Below are 17,090 nucleotides of genomic sequence, written 5' to 3'. Positions count from 1 at the left end.
GCACGCGTTCAGGTGCAATCAGGCCTTGCCCAGACCACGCGATGCCCGCACATGGCGCAACGTTCCCGCGCCACCGTCGGCGCGGCGGGCGCGTTGAGCCGCCCCGTCAGTCCGGATCGAGCGGCTCGACGCCGGACGGCTGGCCGTCGCGGGAGAGGCGGATCTTTTCGACCTTGGCTTCGGCGGATTTGAGCAGCGTGTCGCAGTGGCGCTTCAGGGCTTCGCCGCGCTCGTAGATGGCGATCGACTTCTCGAGCGGGACGTCGCCCTTCTCGAGGTCGTCGACGATGCGCTCCAGCGCCTCCAGCGCCTGCTCGAAGCTCATGGCGCGGACGTCGTCATTGGGCTTGTCGGTCATGGCTCGCTACCCCTTCATCAGCCGGCGGACGTGGACCGCCACCGACATGGCCAGGCCCTGGAGATCGTAGCCGCCCTCCAGCAGGCTGACGAGCCGGTTGGAGCAGGAGCGGCCGGCGCGGTCCATGAGTTCGGCGGTCGCCCAGTCGAAGTCGGCCTCGTCGAGGTTGATCTCGGCCAGCGGGTCGCGGTGGTGGGCGTCGAAGCCGGCGGAGATGATGATCAGGTCGGGCCGGAAATCGTCGAGCGCCGGAAGGACGCGGGAGCGGAAGGCGTCGCGGAAGACGTCCGAGCCGGAGTGCGGCGACAGGGGCGCGTTGACGATGTTGCCGGCGCCGGTCTCGTCCTTGGCCCCGGTGCCCGGATAGAGTGGCATCTGGTGGGTGGAACAGTAGAGGACGGAGCGGTCGTCCCAGAAGATGTCCTGCGTGCCGTTGCCGTGGTGGACGTCCCAGTCGACGATGGCGACGCGTTCGGCGCCGTGGACCTTCTGGGCATGGCGGGCGGCGATGGCGGCGTTGTTGAAGAGGCAGAAGCCCATGGCCGTCGCCCGCTCGGCATGGTGGCCGGGCGGACGGGCGGCGACGAAGACGTTGTCGGCCCGGCCGGCGAAGACGTCGTCGACGGCGGCATTGGCTGCGCCGATGGCGGTGAGGGCCGCCTCCCAGGTCTTCGGGCTGGCCGAGGTGTCGGCGTCGACGCGCACGAGCCCCTGCCCTTCCTCGGGCATGGCGAGGCGCACGCGCTCCAGATACTCCTCCGGATGGGCGAGCAGCACGGCGGAGGGATCGGCCTGCGGCGATTCCACCCGGTCGAGATCGTCGAAGCTCTCGTGCTCGAGGGCGCGGCCGATGGCGCGCAGCCGGTCCGGCCGCTCGGGATGGCCGGACGGGGTCAGGTGCTCGAGATAGATCGGGTGGGTGTAGAGGCGCGTTGTCATGGCTGGAGCTTAGGACGAGCGCGACCGCTTTGCCACAGCCGCAAGCGCGGGACGGCTGCCCGTCAACAGGCGATTGCGGCGGTGCTGCCTCAAGGAGCGATCGCGAGCAGGCTACCGTCCGCCGTCGCGGTGACGATCGTGCCGTCGACGACGACGAGCGCATGGGCGACGAGGCCCGGCAGGGCGATGACGGTGCGTCCGGTTCGCCCGACGATAACGAGCCCGCGCCGGTCGGCCGTCGGAAGCACGAGATCGGCCAGGCCGTCACCGTCGATGTCGGCTACGGCCGACAGGCCGAGTTCGCGCGATCCGATGGCGTGGTTGGAGACGCCCGCGACGGTTTCGGCGCGCATCGCCAGGCGACCGTCGGCGAAGGTCGCCATCTTCAGCGTGCCGCCGATGTGCGGCGTCTCGACCCAGGCGAGCACCGGACGCCCGATGCCGAAGAGATCGGCGATGGCCGCGACGTTGAGCCAGCGGTTTGCCCGGCCGATTTCCGCAGTCGCGTCGCGCAGCCGCAAACGACCATCGCGCAGGCCGTAGACGGCGATGGCGGCGCCCTTGGTGAGCGAAGAGCGGATGGCCACGACCTCGTTTGCGCCGTCGCCATCGAGATCGGCGATGCGCGGCGTGATGTCCTCGAACACGTGGGCCTCGTCGAGCACGATCTCGAGCCGCCTGCCCGCAGCCGTCTCCACCGCGAGCCCGCCGGCCTCGACCGCATCGCCGAGGACGGCATGGGCGTAGCGCCGGGTGGGCCGGACATACCAGGCACGGCGGATGTCGCCCGTCGCCGCGCGTGCCACCGAGCCGTCCGGCAGGCCTTCCGTAGGCGCGGCTTCGCGGTCGGGGCGGGCGTCCGTCGCGCGCAGGCAGACGCGGTCGTCCGGGCAGGCAGCGATCTGGTGCCAGCGGCCGTCTACGGTCTCGACCAGGGCGCCATCGGCGATCCCGTGGATCGCGGCCACCGGCGAGGGCAGCGCGATGGCGCGAACCTCCGCCGCGTCTGCCGCGGCAAGACAGGCCAGGAGCCCTCCCAGGCCGGCGCAGAGGCGGGAGAGGCCGATCAATCCTTGTCCATGATGACGGTGCGGGCGATGCGGATGCCGAAGCCTTCCAACCCGACATAGTGGCGCTCGCGCGAGGTGACGAGCTCGATGGAGGAGATGCCGAGGTCGCGCAGGATCTGTGCGCCGAGGCCGATCTCGCGCCACTCGTTCTCGCGGCGCAGCGCCTCGTCGTGGCTCTCGTCGGTGCCCTGGGCCGGCCGCGCGCGACGCTGGTGAGCGACGCCGACGGAGCCCTCGCGCAGGTAGACGATGACGCCGCGCTGCTTTTCGCCCATGTCGCGCATGATGCGGCGCAGGCGGTCCGACGTGCCGAACATGTCGGTGACCACGTCCTCCGGATGCAGGCGCACCGGAACCTCCTCGCCGTCGCGGATGTCGCCGAAGACGATGGCGAGATGGTGCATCGGGTCCCAGGGCAGCGTGTAGGTGTGGGCGCGCGCCTTGCCGCCGGGGGTGTCGATTTCGAAGCTGTCGATGCGCTCGACCAGCGTTTCCTGGCGCTGGCGGTAGGCGATCAGGTCGGCGACCGAGACCTGCTTCAGGCCGTGCGTCTCGGCGAAGGAGGAGACCTGCGGCCCGCGCATGACGGTGCCGTCGTCGTTGACGAGTTCGCAGATGACGCCAACGGGCGGCAGGCCGGAGAGCTTGCACAGGTCGACGGCGGCTTCGGTGTGGCCGGAGCGCATGAGCACGCCGCCCTCGCGCGCGACCAGCGGGAAGATGTGGCCGGGGCGGACGAAATCGGATGCGCCGACATTGCCGTTGGCGAGGTTGCGGACGGTCAGCGTGCGGTCGTCGGCGGAAATGCCGGTGGTGGTGCCGTGCCTGAAATCGACGCTGACGGTGAAGGCCGTGGAGTGCGGGGCGTCGTTGTCGGCCACCATGGGCTGAAGGTTCAGCCGGCGTGCCTCCTCGCGCGGCATCGGCGCGCAGACGATGCCGGAGGTGTGGCGCACGATGAAGGCCATCTTCTCGGGCGTGCAGTGGACCGCCGCGACGATCAGATCGCCCTCGTTCTCGCGGCCGTCATCGTCCATGACGACGACGATCTCGCCGCGCTCGAAGGCGCGCAGGGCTTCGACGATCTTCTTCTGGTCGTAGGGCATGGCACTCGCTTCGCTCGCAGGGCAGTCGGCAGTCGGCAGTCGGCAGTCGGCAGTCGGCAGTCGGCAGTCGGCAGTCGGCAGTCGGCAGTCGGCAGTCGGGGAATAAACCCGTTGCGGCAGAACGCAAGAGGATTTGGTGAAGCGAGGCCAGGCGCGGAGGTCCAGGCGGAAGACCCGGTCGACGCGGCGGGATCGCGACGCACCGGATTGCCGTGGCACGGATGCTTACGGCCGGATGAAGACCGGATCGTCGGTTTCGCCTTCGTCGGCCTTCGAAGCGGTCGCGATCCGGATGGCCACCCAGGCGGTATCGGCGCCCGGCGCGCCGAAATCCTCGTCCATCCAGCGGATGAAGGTTCGTGTCCCCATCATCGTCAGGTCGGCGCGGACGGCCCGCACGGCGTCGCGCGCGTTCCTGTCATCCACGATGACGACGATTTCCTCGCCTTGCGAAAGCGCCTGGCGGAGGTCCTGGACGGCGGACAGGAGGCTCCGTTCGCCGCGATCGCTCCAGGACGGCTTCAACCTTTCCGGCCTTCCGGCGAGGTCCCAGAGTTCCATGTCGCGTCGGTAGCGGCTGCCTTCCTCGGTGGTCAGGATGGTGAGCCTGCTGTCGTTCCGGTCGAGCCAGTCACGAATCGAGGCGCGGGCGGCGCGGCGCTGATCCTTCTCGTCGCCGGGGTCGCGGAGCACCTCGGCGACCACCATGTCGGTGATCATCACCGGGCAGCCAGGCAGGAAGAGCCAGTCCAGAGCACCGATGCACCCGAGAAGGGAGAGCGGCGTACTGTCCATGATCAGAAAGCGGAGGACACGTCGATCCGTGCCTTCGGGCCGCTCGATCATGGACGCCGACGACCGAATTTCCGGCGGACTGCCGCGAGTTCGGCCTCGACCGCGTCTTCGCCGATGCCCGACAAGGCCTCCTGCGCCATCCTTCGGGCGACGGCTTCGAAGTGCCGTCCATCATAACTGAGCGGATCGGCGGCCGGACGAAGCGTCAGCGCCTGACGCGGCTGCAATGCGGGCTCCACGGCTTCTCCCGCAATGCCCTTCAACCGGCAGAACTCCTCGACGGAAAGCATGACGGTCCGGGGCTTGCCGTGCGACGTGATGACCGCGCCCTCGCGGTCCGCCGCCCGCTGCACGTCCCCGGTCTGCTTCTGCAAGTCGACGGAACTGAAAGCGCGCATCGGCGATCTCCCCGCTTCGATCGACGTAAAATACGTATTTTCGGCATGGCTGGCAAGGATGATCCGGAAGACCGGTGACAGCGCCCCGCCCGGCCCGATTCAGCCTCGCCCGGTCTGCCCACGGTGGCGCAGATAGTGGTCGGCGATGGCGCAGGCGACCATGGCTTCGCCGATGGGGACGGCGCGGATGCCGACGCAGGGGTCGTGGCGGCCTTTCGTGCGGACCTGGACGTCGTTGCCGTCGCGGTCGATCGACTGGCGTTTGGTCAGGATCGAGGACGTCGGCTTGACGGCGAAGCGCGCCACCACGGGCTGGCCGGTGGAGATGCCGCCCAGGATGCCGCCGGCCTTGTTGGACAAAAACAGCGGCGCGCCATCGTTGCCCATCCGCATCTCGTCGGCGTTCTCTTCGCCGGTGATGCGGGCGGCCTCGAAGCCGTTGCCGATCTCGACGCCCTTGACGGCGTTGATGGACATCAGGAGCGAGGCGATGTCCTGGTCGAGCTTGCCGTAGATCGGCGCGCCCAGACCCGCCGGCACGCCCTCGGCGACGATCTCGATGACCGCGCCGACGGAGGAGCCGGCCTTGCGGATGCCGTCGAGATAGTCGGCGAAGACGGGGACGGAGGCGCGGTCGGGCGTGAAGAAGGGGTTTTCGGCATCGTCGACGAAGTCCCAGTCCCAATTGGCGCGGTCGACGGCCTTCTCGCCCATCGCGACCAGCGCGCCGCGCACGACGAGGCCCGGCACGACCCGGCGGGCAAGCGCGCCGGCCGCCACGCGGGCCGCCGTCTCGCGCGCCGAGGAGCGGCCGCCACCGCGGTGGTCGCGGATGCCGTATTTCGTCTGATAGGTGTAGTCGGCATGGCCCGGACGGTACTGGCGGACGATCTCGCCATAATCCTTCGAGCGCTGGTCGACGTTCTCGATCATCATCGAGATCGGCGTGCCGGTGGTGACGAGCGTGTCGGGATCGGCCTCGTCGGGCAGGACGCCGGACAGGATCTTCACCGCGTCGGGCTCCTGGCGCTGCGTGACGAAGCGCGACTGGCCGGGCCGGCGGCGGTCGAGATCGGCCTGGATATCGGCGAGCCGGAAGCGGATGCCGGGGGGGCAGCCGTCGACGACGCAGCCGAGCGCCGGGCCGTGGCTCTCGCCCCAGGTCGTCACGCGGAAGAGGTGGCCGAAGGTGTTGTGCGACATGGACCGTGCGACAGGCTGGCCGGCGGGCGCTGCCCCGCGGGCGTGGTGGACACGCCGCCTTCTATTGGGGATTGGATGGCCGGTCAAACCGGCACGCGGCCGGCTGCGACCGGGCGATGCCCGCGCCGGCGGCAGCGGCCCCGAAGCAGCCTCGTCTCCGCCTTGCCGGCGGGAAACGCTTTGACACATTCCCTCCGTTTTGGTGTCCTAGAGCACTGCGTGACGACGGCGGGCATTCCGCCGGCGAAACACGCGTCGCGCGGTCGAGGCATTTGCGGACACCTGCCGGACGGTAATCGAGATCGACCAACCTACAAGGTCCGGCGGAGAGCGGACCGCAGCCCAAAGGACATTCCATGCGTATTGCCGTATCCGCGCTCAGCCTGATCCTGCTCGCTTCCATGCCCGCGCTTGCGGGCCAGACGGAGGGGCGCATCAAGAGCGTCGACGAAGAGAAGCTGACGATCACGCTCGACGACGGCAAATCCTACAAGCTGCCGGGCGAGGTGGACATGGCCGGCATCGAGCCGGGCGCCGAGATCGTCATCAATTTCGACAAGGTCGGCGACGTGAACCAGATCACCGACATGGCTGTGTACGAGTAGGGCAGTCTGCTCATGCCCGCGGCTCCGGCGGCCGACCGTCGCCGCACTCCGGCGCCGTCATCCTCGGGCTTCTGCCGGTGACCTCTTCGCGTCGCGACGTCGTGAAGGTCTCGCCGTCGCGCGGAAGGTGACGAAGCGCCCACCGCGAGGGGGTCGGCAGATCCTGGGGACAAGCCCCAGGATGACGAAGGCGGTGCTGCGCCATGCGGGAGCGGAGGCGGTCCCCGCGCCGGCCGCCATGCCCGCGTCATTCCGGAAGACGAAACGCGCGGAGCGCGGGGCGTCTGTCCGGAAGCCATTCCGTGACGCCGACGATCTCAAGTCCTTGCGGCCGACGCCACGGAATGGATTCTGGATCCGGACGCCTCCGCTGCGCTCGGCCTCCGGTCCGGAATGACGCGCCAGGGGTGGGGCGCCGGCCGCGGTGCAGCCGCTTCGGCGGACTTCATCCCCAAACGAGATTCCGAGCCTGACGAAGGAGAGCCTCGACGGACGTGACGACCCGCCGGTGCAGCAGAGTCGATGACGGCCGTCCGATGTCGCAGGTGCCCGCTGCCTGATGACCTGTCACCGGCAGAGGATGTGCGACCGGCCGGGCTTCGGAGCCTGCCGGTATCAGAGCCAGTCGAGCCGCCCGTCGCGCCAGCGCAGGATGCGGTCCTGCGGCACGTCCATGGCCGCAGCATCGGCGCGGGCGGCCGCGCCGGTGAGCATGAAGATCGAGCGGATGACGCCGCCATGCGTGACGCAGACGGTGTCGCGGTCGATCGAAGACAGCCAGGGAGCGATTCGCGCCGACAGGAGGTCGTAGCTTTCGGCGCCCGCGCCGGGGGGCAGGAAGGCCCATTTGTCGGCTTCGCGCTCGGCCGCGACGCCCGGGAAGGCGGTCTCGACCTCGTCGACCGTCAGGCCCTGCCAGTCGCCGAAATGCACCTCCACGAGGCGCGGCTCGAGCCGGTAGCCCTGCGGCGGCAGGCCGATCTCGCCGCGGATGATCTCCATGGTCTCGCGCGTGCGGCGCAGCGGGCTCGCCACGAAATCGAAGCATTGCGGATCGTCGAGGATCTCGGCCAGCCGCTTGCCGTTGCGGCGCGCCTGGCTGCGGCCGTTGTCGTTGACGTCGACGTCGTGCTGGCCCTGGAAGCGCAGCGCGGCGTTCCAGTCGGTCTGGCCATGCCGGACGAAGTAGACGAGCGGGGTCATGGCCTTCCCTGCGTTGGCGGGAGGTGGAGGATGGTGCCGCGTCAGTCCCTGACGGTGGAGATGTCGGGCGCGTCGACCGACTTCATGCCGACGACATGATAGCCCGAATCGACGTGATGGATCTCGCCGGTGACGCCGCGCGACAGGTCCGACAGGAAATAGAGGCCCGAATCGCCAACTTCGTCGATCGTCACCGTGCGCTTGAGCGGGGCGTTGTACTCGTTCCACTTGAGGATGTAGCGGAAGTCGCCGATGCCGGAGGCGGCGAGCGTCTTGATCGGGCCGGCCGAGATGGCGTTGACGCGGATGCCGCTGCCGCCGAGATCGACGGCGAGATAGCGCACGCTCGCCTCCAGCGCGGCCTTGGCGACGCCCATGACGTTGTAGTGCGGCATGACCTTCTCTGCGCCGTAATAGGTCAGCGTCAGGATCGAACCGCCATCGGTCATCAGCGGCTCGGCGCGCTTGGCGACGGCGGTGAGCGAATAGGCGGAGATGTCCATGGTGCGCAGGAAATTGTCGCGCGTGGTGTCGACGTAGCGACCGTCGAGCTCGTCCTTGTCGGAGAAGGCGATGGCGTGGACGACGAAGTCGAGCTTGCCCCAGCGCTCCTTCAACCCGTCGAAGACGGCGTCGAGCGTGGCCATGTCGGTGACGTCGCAATGGCCGGCGAGATGGGCGCCGAGTTCATCGGCGAGCGGGGACACGCGCTTCTTGAAGGCGTCGCCCTGATAGGTGAGCGCGAGTTCGGCGCCTTGCGCCACGCATGACCTGGCGATGCCCCAGGCGATGGACCTGTTGTTGGCGATGCCCATGATCAGCCCGCGCTTGCCGGCCATCAGGCCCGTTCCGTTCGCCATTTCGTCCTCTCCTGCACCGGCTTGCGACGGATTGCCCTATCGCACAGCCGCCCTCGCCCGACAAGCGCAGAACGGGCACGGCAGGGGGCACAGAACGGGGCGCCGAAAGGGACGGCGGCGGGACGCGTCAGTGTGCGGCGCGGCGCATCAGCGCTTCGAGTTCCTCGCGGCCCTCCTGCGGCAGCATGATGCGGACGTGGACGTAGAGATCGCCGGTCCCGCCTTCCTTGAGCGGCAGGCCGCGTTCCTTGAGCCGCAGCACCTTGTCGGAACCCGACCAGGCGGGCACCGCGACGGCGATGCGGCCCTTGACCGTCTCGACGGGCAGCTTGGCACCGAGCACGGCATCCTTCAGATCGACGAAGAGATCGGCATGCAGGTCGCGCCCCTCGATCCGGTAGCGCGGATGCGGGCGGATGCGCAGCTTGACGAGGGCGTCGCCGCCGTTTTCGCCCTGCCCCTTGAGCCGGATGGTCTGGCCGTCTTCGACATAGGTGGGGAGCTTGACCGCGAGCTTGCGGCCGTTGGGGAAGACGACGGAGACATGGGCGCCGGTCGCCGCGTCCTCGATGGTGATGTCGAGATGGGCCGCGGTGTCGGCCGGACGCCCGCCGCGGGCCGATGCCCCGGCCGCGCCGGCCGCGCCTGCCGCGCCGCCCCGCGCGAAGGCCTGGCCGAAGAGGTCGCTGAAGATATCCTCTGCGCCGAAGCCGGCACCGTCGGGGCCGCCGGCCCGGAACTCGAACCGCTGCCCGCGGCCACCGGCCGCACCCGCGCCGGGACCGCGGCGGAAGGCGCCGAAGGGATCGCCGGAGGCGGCACCCTCGAAGCCCTGGAAGCGCGGCTTGCCGTCTGCGTCGATCTCGCCGCGGTCGAAGGCGGCACGCTTCTTCTCGTCGCCGACGATCTCGTAGGCCTGGTTGGCCGCGTTGAAACGGTCCTTCGCCTGCGGGTCATCGGGGTTCTGGTCCGGATGATATTTCTTGGCGAGCTTGCGGAACGCGGACTTGATGTCCTTCGCGCTCGCGGTCCTGGCCACGCCCAATGTCTCGTAGGGATCACGCATTCGACTGTCCGTGGTGAGAGAGGAATCTCCTGATCACGCAAATATGAGCGTTCGTAGGAAGAAATTCCAGACTGGCCGGTCCGATCGTGGCGCAAAAGACGCCGCGGTCAAGCGGCTTCGAAGGTCCGGACCCACCATTCGCCGGCCATCGACATGCAGACCTCGCCGCGGAAGAGCGAGATGCCCTGGAAGCTTTCGCGCGACACCCTGAAGCGGCGGCACAGGCGCGTCTCGTCCATGTATTCCATGACGCCGAAGACCTCGCCACGGGAGCCGGTCTGCGAATTCGCCCAGGCGAGCCGGCCGCCGGAGACCTCGTCGAGATTGGCGGAAGACACGGCGTTGCGGATGGTGGTCTCGTCCGACATGCGCTCGGCGTCGGGCGCCACCGCCTTGCCGCCTGAAATCGAGCCCGTCTTGATCGAATCGAAGCCCAGGCTGTCGAGGCTGGGCGAGCGGGAGGTGCAGCCGGATGCGACGACGGCGAGCGCCAGCACCGCCGCGCGGGCAGCCTTGCCGCGCCATGGCACACGCACTCCCAGATTGTCCTTCCGATGCGACCGCGTCACCCGGCATACTCCCGTCGAGTGAATCCGAACCTTACGAAGTGTGGACCGGAACGGTTAACAGGTGGTGTGCGGAGCATGAAAAGACCGCGCGTTCGAAATGCGGCTTTTTCTCGTTTTTTTCCGGAACAAATGGGTCCCCTACCGGTTCGGCGTGTTCGGACCGCATCCGTGCGTGCCGATTTTCCCATAGGAGGTCAGTCTTGAAACTGCTTATTGCGACACTCGTCTCGTCCGTAGCGCTGGTCGGCGCCGCGCGCGCCGCCGATGCGATCGTCTACGACGCTCCGGCGCCCGCAGCGCCCGTGGTCGTCGAAAACTACAACTGGACGGGGTGGTACATCGGCGTCACCGGCGGCCTCGGCGCCGGCGATTCCGAATTCGTCATCGACGACGACGATGATTTCGACGGATCGATCGAGGGCTCGGCCCGCGGCGCCTTCGGCGGCGTGCAGATCGGCGCCGACTGGCAGACCGGCAACTGGGTGTTCGGCGCGGTGGCCGACATCGCGGCCACGAATTACGGCGCCGAGATCAGCAGCGGCGGCGGCTTCGGCGACAATTCGCTCGAGTCGAGCCTCGACTATCTCGGCACGGTCCGCGCCCGCGCCGGCTACGCGTTCGACCGCACGCTGTTCTATGCCCATGGTGGCTGGGCCTACGGCCAGATGAGCCAGACGGTGGTGCTCGACGGGACGACCGTGTTCGACGACGACGTCGGCAAGAGCGGCTACGCCGTCGGCCTGGGCGTGGAACATGCCTTCACCGACCGACTGTCGTTCCAGACGGAGTACTCCTATGTCGATCTCGGCGAGGACGAAATCTTCTCCGACGGCGCGACCAGCCTCAGCGAAGACACCAATTTCCACATGATCAAGGCGGGCATCAACTTCCGCTTCTGACCGGACGGCGTTGGCCGGCGCCCCTGCCCCCAGGCAGGGGCGCGCACACCGGGATTGGCCACCCTCCACCATGCCTAGCGTGGTGAAGTCGGCCGCTGGCCGCGTCGTTCGGCCTCGCTGCCCCTTTCCGCCCGCGGAACCGGCCTGTATCAGGTCTGCGGCGGACGGCACCCGTTCCGCCGCGCAGGCACGCCAGGACGGGACCAACGATCGTGAACACCGAGACGACGCAGCAGAGCGACTTCACCGAGAGCCCGGAGCCCTACCGGCTGTTTGCCGAATGGCTCGCGGATGCCGAGAAGAGCGAGATCAACGATCCCAACGCGGTGGCGGTGGCGACCGTCGATCCGGACGGCCTGCCCGACGTGCGCATGGTGCTGCTGAAGGGCTTCGACGAGCAGGGCTTCGTCTTCTACACCAATTTCGAGAGCGCCAAGGGACAGCAGATCCTGTCGTCGATGAAGGCGGCGATGTGCTTCCACTGGAAGTCGCTGCGCCGGCAAATCCGGGTGCGCGGGCCGGTGGAGGTGGTGAGCGACGCCGAGGCTGACGCCTATTACGCCTCGCGGCCGCGCGGCAGCCGCATCGGCGCCTGGGCGTCGAAGCAGTCGCGGCCGCTGGAGAGCCGGTTTGCGCTGGAGAAGGCGGTGGCGGAAGTCACCGCGCGGCACGCCATCGGCGAGATCCCGCGGCCGGCGCACTGGTCGGGCTTCCGCATCCGGCCGCAGCAGATGGAATTCTGGCACGACCGCCCGTTCCGCTTGCACGACCGCGTGCGGTTCGACCGGGCGGGGGATGCGTGGGAGAAGACGCGGCTTTATCCGTGAACGCAAATCGCCGAATCAGCCCCGCCGACGCCGTCCGGTGCCGAAGAGCAGCCGCCCGCCGATGACGATCGCGATGCCGAGCAGCGGCCATTTGGCCCAGAAGGTGCCGCTCCAGGTGAAGACGTTGATGATGGTGACGACGGCCGCCGCGCCGACGAGGCCGCGGATTTCCGGCGGCAGGGCAAGCAGGACGCGGCCCGGCAACCGATCGGGCGCGGCTGGCGCCGGCATGCGGGTCGGCGAGGCGGGCGGGGCGTCGCGGCCCCAGGCGGGAAAGTCGCTCGGCTCCGCCGGCTCCGGTCGCGACGCGGGCACGGGCGCCGGATGCGCGGCGTCGCCGATCCGCACCGCATAGCTCGGCACCGGCTCGTCGATGTTCTTGGCCACGAGATCGCCGCGGAAATCGAACGACACGGCGATCTTGTTGCGGACCTGGTCGAAGACGGTGCTGGAGATCAGGATGCCGCCGGGCTCGGCCTCCGACTGCAGCCGCGCGGCGATGTTGACGCCGTCGCCATAGATGTCGTCGCCCTCGACGATGACGTCGCCGAGATTGATGCCGATGCGAAAGACCATGCGCTGGTCGGGCTGGCGGCCGGCATTGCGCTCGGCGAGGTCGTTCTGCACCTCGATGGCGGCGCGCACGGCCTCGACCACGCTCGGGAATTCGGCGATGACCGCATCGCCCCAGGTGTTGACGATGCGCCCGCCATGCGCGCCGACCAGCCGGGCCATGGAGTCGCGATAGAGCTTGAGGGTGGCGAGCGTGCCCTCCTCGTCATGCTCCATCAGGCGCGAATAGCCCTGCACGTCGGCCGCGAGGACCGTTGTGAGCTTGCGGACGGGAGCGGCCATGGCGGGGTCCTGATGGTGACGGGGGGTATGTAGCCATTCGACGGGGTGGATGCCAGTGGGAGGTTCCGCCCGCGGCAGACATCCTGCCATTCGTGAACCAGAGCGGCCGACCGCCGGGGGCGGTGCCTACAAGGCCTCGCAGCCCTCATCGGGGGAGATCATCGCCTCCTTCAGGTAGAGCGGCGTTTCGGCGACACGACGTGCGTCGAGCCGGTGGCGGACCAGTCCGGAAATGAAAGACGGGTCGGGCAGGAACGACAGCGCGATGGCTTCCATCTGGCGGCAATGGCGCGTCCAGGCTTCGCGCAGCTGGGGAGGCGGAATGCGCGCCCAGGTCGCGTGGGTGCTCGTCGGCGGAAAGCCCTTCCAGTAGAGCGTTTCCGGGACCCGGCGCAGCTCGCCGAAGCCTGCCTGCTGGAGAATCCAGGTGCTGTCGACGCAGAAATCGGTCGGCGGATTGGGCCTGAGCTTCAGCCTGTCCCGGTCGCCCGGCCGGTTGCGCATGAGCGCCCGGTAGCAGTAGCCATTGTACAGGTTGCGCATCACATGGCCGATCCGCTCGGCAAGGCCGCCCCGGACTTCGCTCGCCGTCATCACGCCGCCGTCGTGGGCGATGTCGCTGACGGCCGAGAAGCAGTCGAGGTCCCTTTCCAGGATGCGCAGGCACGCCTCGAGGTAGGTGGGGCCGAGCCTGTCGTCGTGCGGCAGGATCATGGCGTAGCGGCCGCGCGCCTCGCTTAACACGAAATTGCTGTTTTGGACCCAGCCCAGCCGGTCGCGCTGCTCGATGATCCGGACCTCGCGGCGGCCGCGGAATTCGTCGAGCGCGGGGGTGGGGTGGGCGCCGTCATTGGAGATGACGATCTCGACGTCGCGGACCGTCTGGCCGAGCGCCGACAGGATGGTCTCGCGGATGAAGCTCTCGCTTCGGTAGATCGGCAGGCAGATCGACACCAGAGGCCTGCGGCGCGGGAACCAGGACATCGGTCAGGACGTCCCGAGGCTCGCGTCGACGCATTCGATCGCACAGCGCGGAGACGAGGTGTATTTTCCGGTCTCGATCGACCAGTAGCCGGAGGCAAGTTGCCGCACGCCATGATCACTGCGGCGGTGAAGCTCGCTGTCGGGATCGTCGATGTCGGACCAGCCCTTGGCAATGATGTAGTCGCCGACGATCCGTGCGGGCAGCGGCGACGGCAGCGCCGCGAGACGGCGAAAGACGGGGGCGAACGAGGCGCAGCCCTCGAATGTCCGGCGCATCAGAGCGTCCGGATCGTCCGGCAGAGCCGGGCGCCGGGCAAGCTCGTCATCCATCGTCGAGTAGCACATTCCGACGGGATACCAGCTGCAATAGAGGCTGTCGTTTGCCGGGTAGTGGACGCAGTCTCCAAACGGGCCGGAGGTGGCCGTCGTGTTCATCGGAACGTCGCCGCCAAGCAGGAGCGACGCCTGCTCCACGATGACCCCGAACTTGTAGCGCGTGAACCAGGAGCCCGCCGCCGGAAAGCCGGAGCGGCGATCGATGGCGCGCCGCTCCGCCCAGGCCGCATTGACGACCCTGTCGAACGGACCGTCCGCAACGGCCTCCGGCCCGGACAGGCCGACGCGCCATTTCGTCCCGGCAGGCTGCAACGCGCGAACCCTTTCGCCGAGGCGGAGTTCGATGCGGGGATGGGCGCGGACGCAGCCGTCGATCGCCTGCGCGATGCCGATCGGCCAGACCCCGCGCTCCTGCGTGAGGAAGAGCGGGGCGCCGGCGACATCGTCGGGCGGACAGGACTGGAAGGGCGACGCCTCGTCCTGGCCGAGATAGGCGAGGCCCAGGGTTCGGCGGCGTTCGCGCAGATGGTCTTCGACGCGGGCGAAATGCGCGGTGATCCGGTCGACCGACAGCGCGCTGTCGTTCGGGACGACGTAGTGGAAGGGGTCGCAGAGGCAGGCCTCGAAGGCGGCGGGTGTCATCCACCGCTCGAGGATCGGCCTGAACAGCAAGGCATCCTCGATCAGCCGCGCCGCGGTCCGAAAGCCTTCATCCGCCGCATAGCAGTAGCCGAGGTGGATCTTGCCTTCGTTGGCGGTCGACGCGCGCGAGAGGAGCGCGGGCTCCCGGTCGAAGAGGACCACGTCATGGCCCCGCTCGGCATGTTCGAGGGCGATGAGGCAACCGGTGAGGCCCCCGCCGATGACGGCGATCCGCATCACCACGTCCGGATCGACCCAGGCATCTCGCGGTTCATTCGCAGTTCGACGCCCTCCTGCCCGCCACGCCGTCCCCGGACGGCGCGAGATATCAGCTCTCGCGCATATTGCAGGGGGCTGCCTACAGGGTAACGCGCGGGAAACCGGCGTGACAAAACCACGCACGGCGGTGTCTTCCCGCCCTTCGGGCCTGGAGACCGGAATGCGTCTGGCCTTCATCCTCGATGCGGACGACGAGGGTGTCGCGGTCGCCGAGCAACCGGGCCAGCGACAGCGCCTCGGCTTCGGGGTCGGCTTCCGGCACGACGCGGTCGATCAGGCCGGCGGAAAGGGCCCGGCCGGTATTGGGTTCGGCGAGGTCGCCCTGCACCTCGATGGCGGCGCGCATGGCCTCGACCACGCTCGGAAGTTCGGCGATGAGGGCCGCTGCGATGCAATGGCCGGGAAGCAAGTGCGGGGGCCGGGAAGACCGTGTGGGGTATCGGGAAAGCGGGTGCCGCTCAGCCGCCGCCGATGGGCCGCAGATACTGCATCGGTTCGGACGAGATCATGAGCTGCACGTCCCGTTCGCGGGAGTGCCGGGCCAGCGCCTGGACGGCCTTCGGCGACAGGCCGAAGGTTTCCCTGAAGGCGCGGGTGAAGGCGGACGGATGGCTGAAGCCGAGTTCCGCCGCCAGCCGGGAAATCCGCACGCGCGGCTGGCGCGTGTCGGAGAGCAGCCGGAAGGCGTGATGGAGCCTGCGCTGCGCGATGTAGGCCGTCACCCCGCCCATGGGCTCGAACAGGCGGTAGAGCGTCGAGCGGGTGGTTCCGAAGGCGTCGATCAGCGCCTGCGGGCCAAGTGCGGGATCCAGCAGGTGCTGCTCGATGAACGCCTTGACCGCGACCAGCGAGACGCTGCTGCGCCCGGACGCGGCCGACCCGCGCGCCAGCGGCTCGAGGCAGGCGGCGACCAGCCGCAGGGTCGCGTCCGCGATGCCGCGGGCATCGACCACGGGCATGGTCGGGCCGAGGGCGACGATGTCTTCCATCATGCCGCGCAGCAGTTTCGACAGCGCATCGACCGGCCGCACGAAGCCATTCGCACGGTCGAGGAAAGGCACCATCGCCTCGAGCCTGCGGCGCGATATCGCGAGGCTGAGATTGTCCACCCGTGGCGCCTCGATGGCGATCTCCTGCGACAGGTCGACGAAGGCCAGCTCGCCGGCGGCGACGCGCCTCGTCTGCCCGCCGGCCGTCATGTCGAACCAGCCATCGCGGTAGCAGACGACCAGGATCTGGTCGGTGCCGCGGGCGGCGATGGTGCGTGTCGTCCGGCTGAAGCGGCTCGCCGTGCCCCTCGACCACGACACGGTGACATCGGGCAGAAAGAACAGTCCGGTGTCGGCGGCGAAGGCTTCGGGCACGGCGCAGGCGGGGATCTCGAAATCGAAGGCCGCCATGACGAAGCTGGCATAGGCGGCGGCGTCATCGCGGCCGCCGGCCTGAAACCGGGCCGAATAGCATTCGATGAAGCCAGCCTGGTCGTCATGGGGCCGGATCGCGTTCATCGGAATGCCGGACCCGCCGGGTCAACGACTATACCCATCGTCCCAATTCCTTGACCCAGGGTTTCAGGCGCCAGATTGCGCTTGAAACCGCCGCTGCCTGTACCGAGAACCGATCTTAGGTTGCGGCAGGGAACGAGTAAACGGCGGGTTCAGACGATGTCCGACGATTTGCAGGGCGAACCGGCAAGCCGTGGCAGCCGGCCAGGCGGGGCTGCGCTGGCAGCGATCGGCCTGATGCTCGCTCTCGGCTTCGCTGCCCCTGCCGGCGCCGCTCCCATCCAGGGGGCCGACGGCGCCAGCGGGACGGACGGCGGCAGCACGCAGGTCGGCGTCGGCGGTGACGGCGCCGGCAATCCGGGCAGCGGCGGCGCCGCGATGACGAATGCGGCGGCGGCCGGAGCGGGCGCCAGCGGGACGGCCGGCAATGGCGGCGGCGGAGGCGGCGGCGGCCGGGACCTGATCTTCATCTCGCCGACGCTCCTGCCGGCCAACGGCGCGGCGGGCGGCAACGGCGAATTCGGCAGCGGCGGCGCCGGCGGCACCATCACCTCGGCAGCAGGCGGCGGCGGCGAGGAGGCCGGCGGCGGC

General features: G+C 69.0%; 19 protein-coding genes and 1 pseudogene. 4 read left to right on the top strand and 16 right to left on the bottom strand.

Going from position 1 to position 17,090, the window contains the following annotated elements:
- Window positions 1-106: 106 nt before the first annotated feature.
- From N1F91_RS22215 to aroC, 7 genes are all read right to left on the bottom strand, one after another.
- Window positions 107-358 carry an exodeoxyribonuclease VII small subunit gene (locus tag N1F91_RS22215; RefSeq protein WP_289995502.1) on the bottom strand — a complete coding sequence of 84 codons (252 nt, stop codon included), beginning with the start codon at window positions 356-358 and terminating at the stop codon, window positions 107-109.
- 6 nt (window positions 359-364) lie between these two features.
- On the bottom strand, window positions 365-1,297 hold the full coding sequence (locus N1F91_RS22210) for a histone deacetylase family protein (RefSeq protein ID WP_289995501.1): 933 nt from the start codon (window positions 1,295-1,297) through the stop codon (window positions 365-367).
- A gap of 89 nt (window positions 1,298-1,386) precedes the next feature.
- Window positions 1,387-2,367 carry a hypothetical protein gene (locus tag N1F91_RS22205; RefSeq protein WP_289995500.1) on the bottom strand — a complete coding sequence of 327 codons (981 nt, stop codon included), beginning with the start codon at window positions 2,365-2,367 and terminating at the stop codon, window positions 1,387-1,389.
- Window positions 2,364-3,473, bottom strand: coding sequence for a 3,4-dihydroxy-2-butanone-4-phosphate synthase (gene ribB, locus N1F91_RS22200; RefSeq protein WP_289995499.1), 1,110 nt, complete (start codon window positions 3,471-3,473; stop codon window positions 2,364-2,366). Before ribB ends, N1F91_RS22205 begins: the two co-directional genes overlap by 4 nt.
- A gap of 225 nt (window positions 3,474-3,698) precedes the next feature.
- On the bottom strand, window positions 3,699-4,268 hold the full coding sequence (locus tag N1F91_RS22195; protein WP_289995498.1) for a hypothetical protein: 570 nt from the start codon (window positions 4,266-4,268) through the stop codon (window positions 3,699-3,701).
- A 47-nt stretch (window positions 4,269-4,315) separates the two neighbouring features.
- On the bottom strand, window positions 4,316-4,666 hold the full coding sequence (locus N1F91_RS22190) for a type II toxin-antitoxin system Phd/YefM family antitoxin (RefSeq protein WP_289995497.1): 351 nt from the start codon (window positions 4,664-4,666) through the stop codon (window positions 4,316-4,318).
- 99 nt (window positions 4,667-4,765) lie between these two features.
- Entirely contained in the window at window positions 4,766-5,869 is a 1,104-nt protein-coding gene (aroC, locus tag N1F91_RS22185) for a chorismate synthase (RefSeq protein ID WP_289995496.1), read from the bottom strand.
- A 356-nt stretch (window positions 5,870-6,225) separates the two neighbouring features.
- Between aroC and N1F91_RS22180 the strand changes: the two genes are divergently transcribed.
- Complete coding sequence (locus tag N1F91_RS22180) at window positions 6,226-6,474, top strand: DUF1344 domain-containing protein (protein ID WP_289995495.1); 249 nt, start codon at window positions 6,226-6,228, stop codon at window positions 6,472-6,474.
- Window positions 6,475-7,089: 615 nt separating this feature from the next.
- Here the strand turns inward: N1F91_RS22180 and N1F91_RS22175 are convergent.
- The 4 genes from N1F91_RS22175 to N1F91_RS22160 form a co-directional block, all read right to left on the bottom strand.
- Window positions 7,090-7,677, bottom strand: a complete 588-nt coding sequence (locus tag N1F91_RS22175; RefSeq protein ID WP_289995494.1) for a histidine phosphatase family protein — start codon at window positions 7,675-7,677, stop codon at window positions 7,090-7,092.
- Between the two features lie 41 nt (window positions 7,678-7,718).
- Window positions 7,719-8,537 carry an enoyl-ACP reductase FabI gene (gene fabI, locus N1F91_RS22170; RefSeq protein WP_289995493.1) on the bottom strand — a complete coding sequence of 273 codons (819 nt, stop codon included), beginning with the start codon at window positions 8,535-8,537 and terminating at the stop codon, window positions 7,719-7,721.
- 127 nt (window positions 8,538-8,664) lie between these two features.
- Window positions 8,665-9,603, bottom strand: coding sequence for a DnaJ C-terminal domain-containing protein (locus tag N1F91_RS22165; protein WP_289995492.1), 939 nt, complete (start codon window positions 9,601-9,603; stop codon window positions 8,665-8,667).
- Between the two features lie 107 nt (window positions 9,604-9,710).
- Window positions 9,711-10,139, bottom strand: a complete 429-nt coding sequence (locus N1F91_RS22160) for an RT0821/Lpp0805 family surface protein (RefSeq protein ID WP_289995491.1) — start codon at window positions 10,137-10,139, stop codon at window positions 9,711-9,713.
- A gap of 233 nt (window positions 10,140-10,372) precedes the next feature.
- Between N1F91_RS22160 and N1F91_RS22155 the strand changes: the two genes are divergently transcribed.
- Window positions 10,373-11,071, top strand: coding sequence for an outer membrane beta-barrel protein (locus N1F91_RS22155; RefSeq protein ID WP_289995490.1), 699 nt, complete (start codon window positions 10,373-10,375; stop codon window positions 11,069-11,071).
- Window positions 11,072-11,280: 209 nt separating this feature from the next.
- The gene (gene pdxH / locus N1F91_RS22150; RefSeq protein ID WP_289995557.1) at window positions 11,281-11,898 is read left to right on the top strand and encodes a pyridoxamine 5'-phosphate oxidase; all 618 of its coding nucleotides are present in this window, start codon (window positions 11,281-11,283) and stop codon (window positions 11,896-11,898) included.
- 15 nt (window positions 11,899-11,913) lie between these two features.
- On the opposite strand, the gene N1F91_RS22145 is transcribed toward pdxH, so the two are convergent.
- The 5 genes from N1F91_RS22145 to N1F91_RS22125 form a co-directional block, all read right to left on the bottom strand.
- Window positions 11,914-12,753, bottom strand: coding sequence for an adenylate/guanylate cyclase domain-containing protein (locus tag N1F91_RS22145; protein WP_289995489.1), 840 nt, complete (start codon window positions 12,751-12,753; stop codon window positions 11,914-11,916).
- Between the two features lie 126 nt (window positions 12,754-12,879).
- A complete protein-coding gene (locus N1F91_RS22140) occupies window positions 12,880-13,737 on the bottom strand; it encodes a glycosyltransferase family 2 protein (RefSeq protein ID WP_289995488.1) in 858 nt (285 codons plus the stop codon).
- A gap of 3 nt (window positions 13,738-13,740) precedes the next feature.
- On the bottom strand, window positions 13,741-14,952 hold the full coding sequence (locus tag N1F91_RS22135; protein ID WP_289995487.1) for an FAD-dependent oxidoreductase: 1,212 nt from the start codon (window positions 14,950-14,952) through the stop codon (window positions 13,741-13,743).
- Window positions 14,953-15,073: 121 nt separating this feature from the next.
- The gene (locus tag N1F91_RS22130) at window positions 15,074-15,352 is read right to left on the bottom strand and encodes a hypothetical protein (protein WP_289995486.1); all 279 of its coding nucleotides are present in this window, start codon (window positions 15,350-15,352) and stop codon (window positions 15,074-15,076) included.
- Window positions 15,353-15,452: 100 nt separating this feature from the next.
- Window positions 15,453-16,502 carry a helix-turn-helix domain-containing protein gene (locus N1F91_RS22125; RefSeq protein ID WP_289995485.1) on the bottom strand — a complete coding sequence of 350 codons (1,050 nt, stop codon included), beginning with the start codon at window positions 16,500-16,502 and terminating at the stop codon, window positions 15,453-15,455.
- A 156-nt stretch (window positions 16,503-16,658) separates the two neighbouring features.
- Between N1F91_RS22125 and N1F91_RS22120 the strand changes: the two are divergent.
- Window positions 16,659-17,090 (top strand): annotated as a pseudogene (locus N1F91_RS22120) (hypothetical protein); the annotation flags it as partial.

Source organism: Aquibium sp. ELW1220 (assembly GCF_030398385.1).
Taxonomy (GTDB): domain Bacteria; phylum Pseudomonadota; class Alphaproteobacteria; order Rhizobiales; family Rhizobiaceae; genus Aquibium.
This window is presented reverse-complemented; position numbering and strand designations above follow the sequence as displayed.

Coding starts and splice junctions, on each gene's coding strand:
- N1F91_RS22165 (WP_289995492.1), bottom strand. CDS start 9,603: ATGCGTGATCCCTACGAGACATTGGGCGTGGCCAGGACCGCGAGCGCG.
- N1F91_RS22195 (WP_289995498.1), bottom strand. CDS start 4,268: ATGGACAGTACGCCGCTCTCCCTTCTCGGGTGCATCGGTGCTCTGGAC.
- N1F91_RS22190 (WP_289995497.1), bottom strand. CDS start 4,666: ATGCGCGCTTTCAGTTCCGTCGACTTGCAGAAGCAGACCGGGGACGTG.
- N1F91_RS22135 (WP_289995487.1), bottom strand. CDS start 14,952: ATGCGGATCGCCGTCATCGGCGGGGGCCTCACCGGTTGCCTCATCGCC.
- N1F91_RS22210 (WP_289995501.1), bottom strand. CDS start 1,297: ATGACAACGCGCCTCTACACCCACCCGATCTATCTCGAGCACCTGACC.
- N1F91_RS22215 (WP_289995502.1), bottom strand. CDS start 358: ATGACCGACAAGCCCAATGACGACGTCCGCGCCATGAGCTTCGAGCAG.
- aroC (WP_289995496.1), bottom strand. CDS start 5,869: ATGTCGCACAACACCTTCGGCCACCTCTTCCGCGTGACGACCTGGGGC.
- N1F91_RS22175 (WP_289995494.1), bottom strand. CDS start 7,677: ATGACCCCGCTCGTCTACTTCGTCCGGCATGGCCAGACCGACTGGAAC.
- ribB (WP_289995499.1), bottom strand. CDS start 3,473: ATGCCCTACGACCAGAAGAAGATCGTCGAAGCCCTGCGCGCCTTCGAG.
- fabI (WP_289995493.1), bottom strand. CDS start 8,537: ATGGCGAACGGAACGGGCCTGATGGCCGGCAAGCGCGGGCTGATCATG.
- N1F91_RS22140 (WP_289995488.1), bottom strand. CDS start 13,737: ATGTCCTGGTTCCCGCGCCGCAGGCCTCTGGTGTCGATCTGCCTGCCG.
- N1F91_RS22125 (WP_289995485.1), bottom strand. CDS start 16,502: ATGAACGCGATCCGGCCCCATGACGACCAGGCTGGCTTCATCGAATGC.
- N1F91_RS22180 (WP_289995495.1), top strand. CDS start 6,226: ATGCGTATTGCCGTATCCGCGCTCAGCCTGATCCTGCTCGCTTCCATG.
- N1F91_RS22145 (WP_289995489.1), bottom strand. CDS start 12,753: ATGGCCGCTCCCGTCCGCAAGCTCACAACGGTCCTCGCGGCCGACGTG.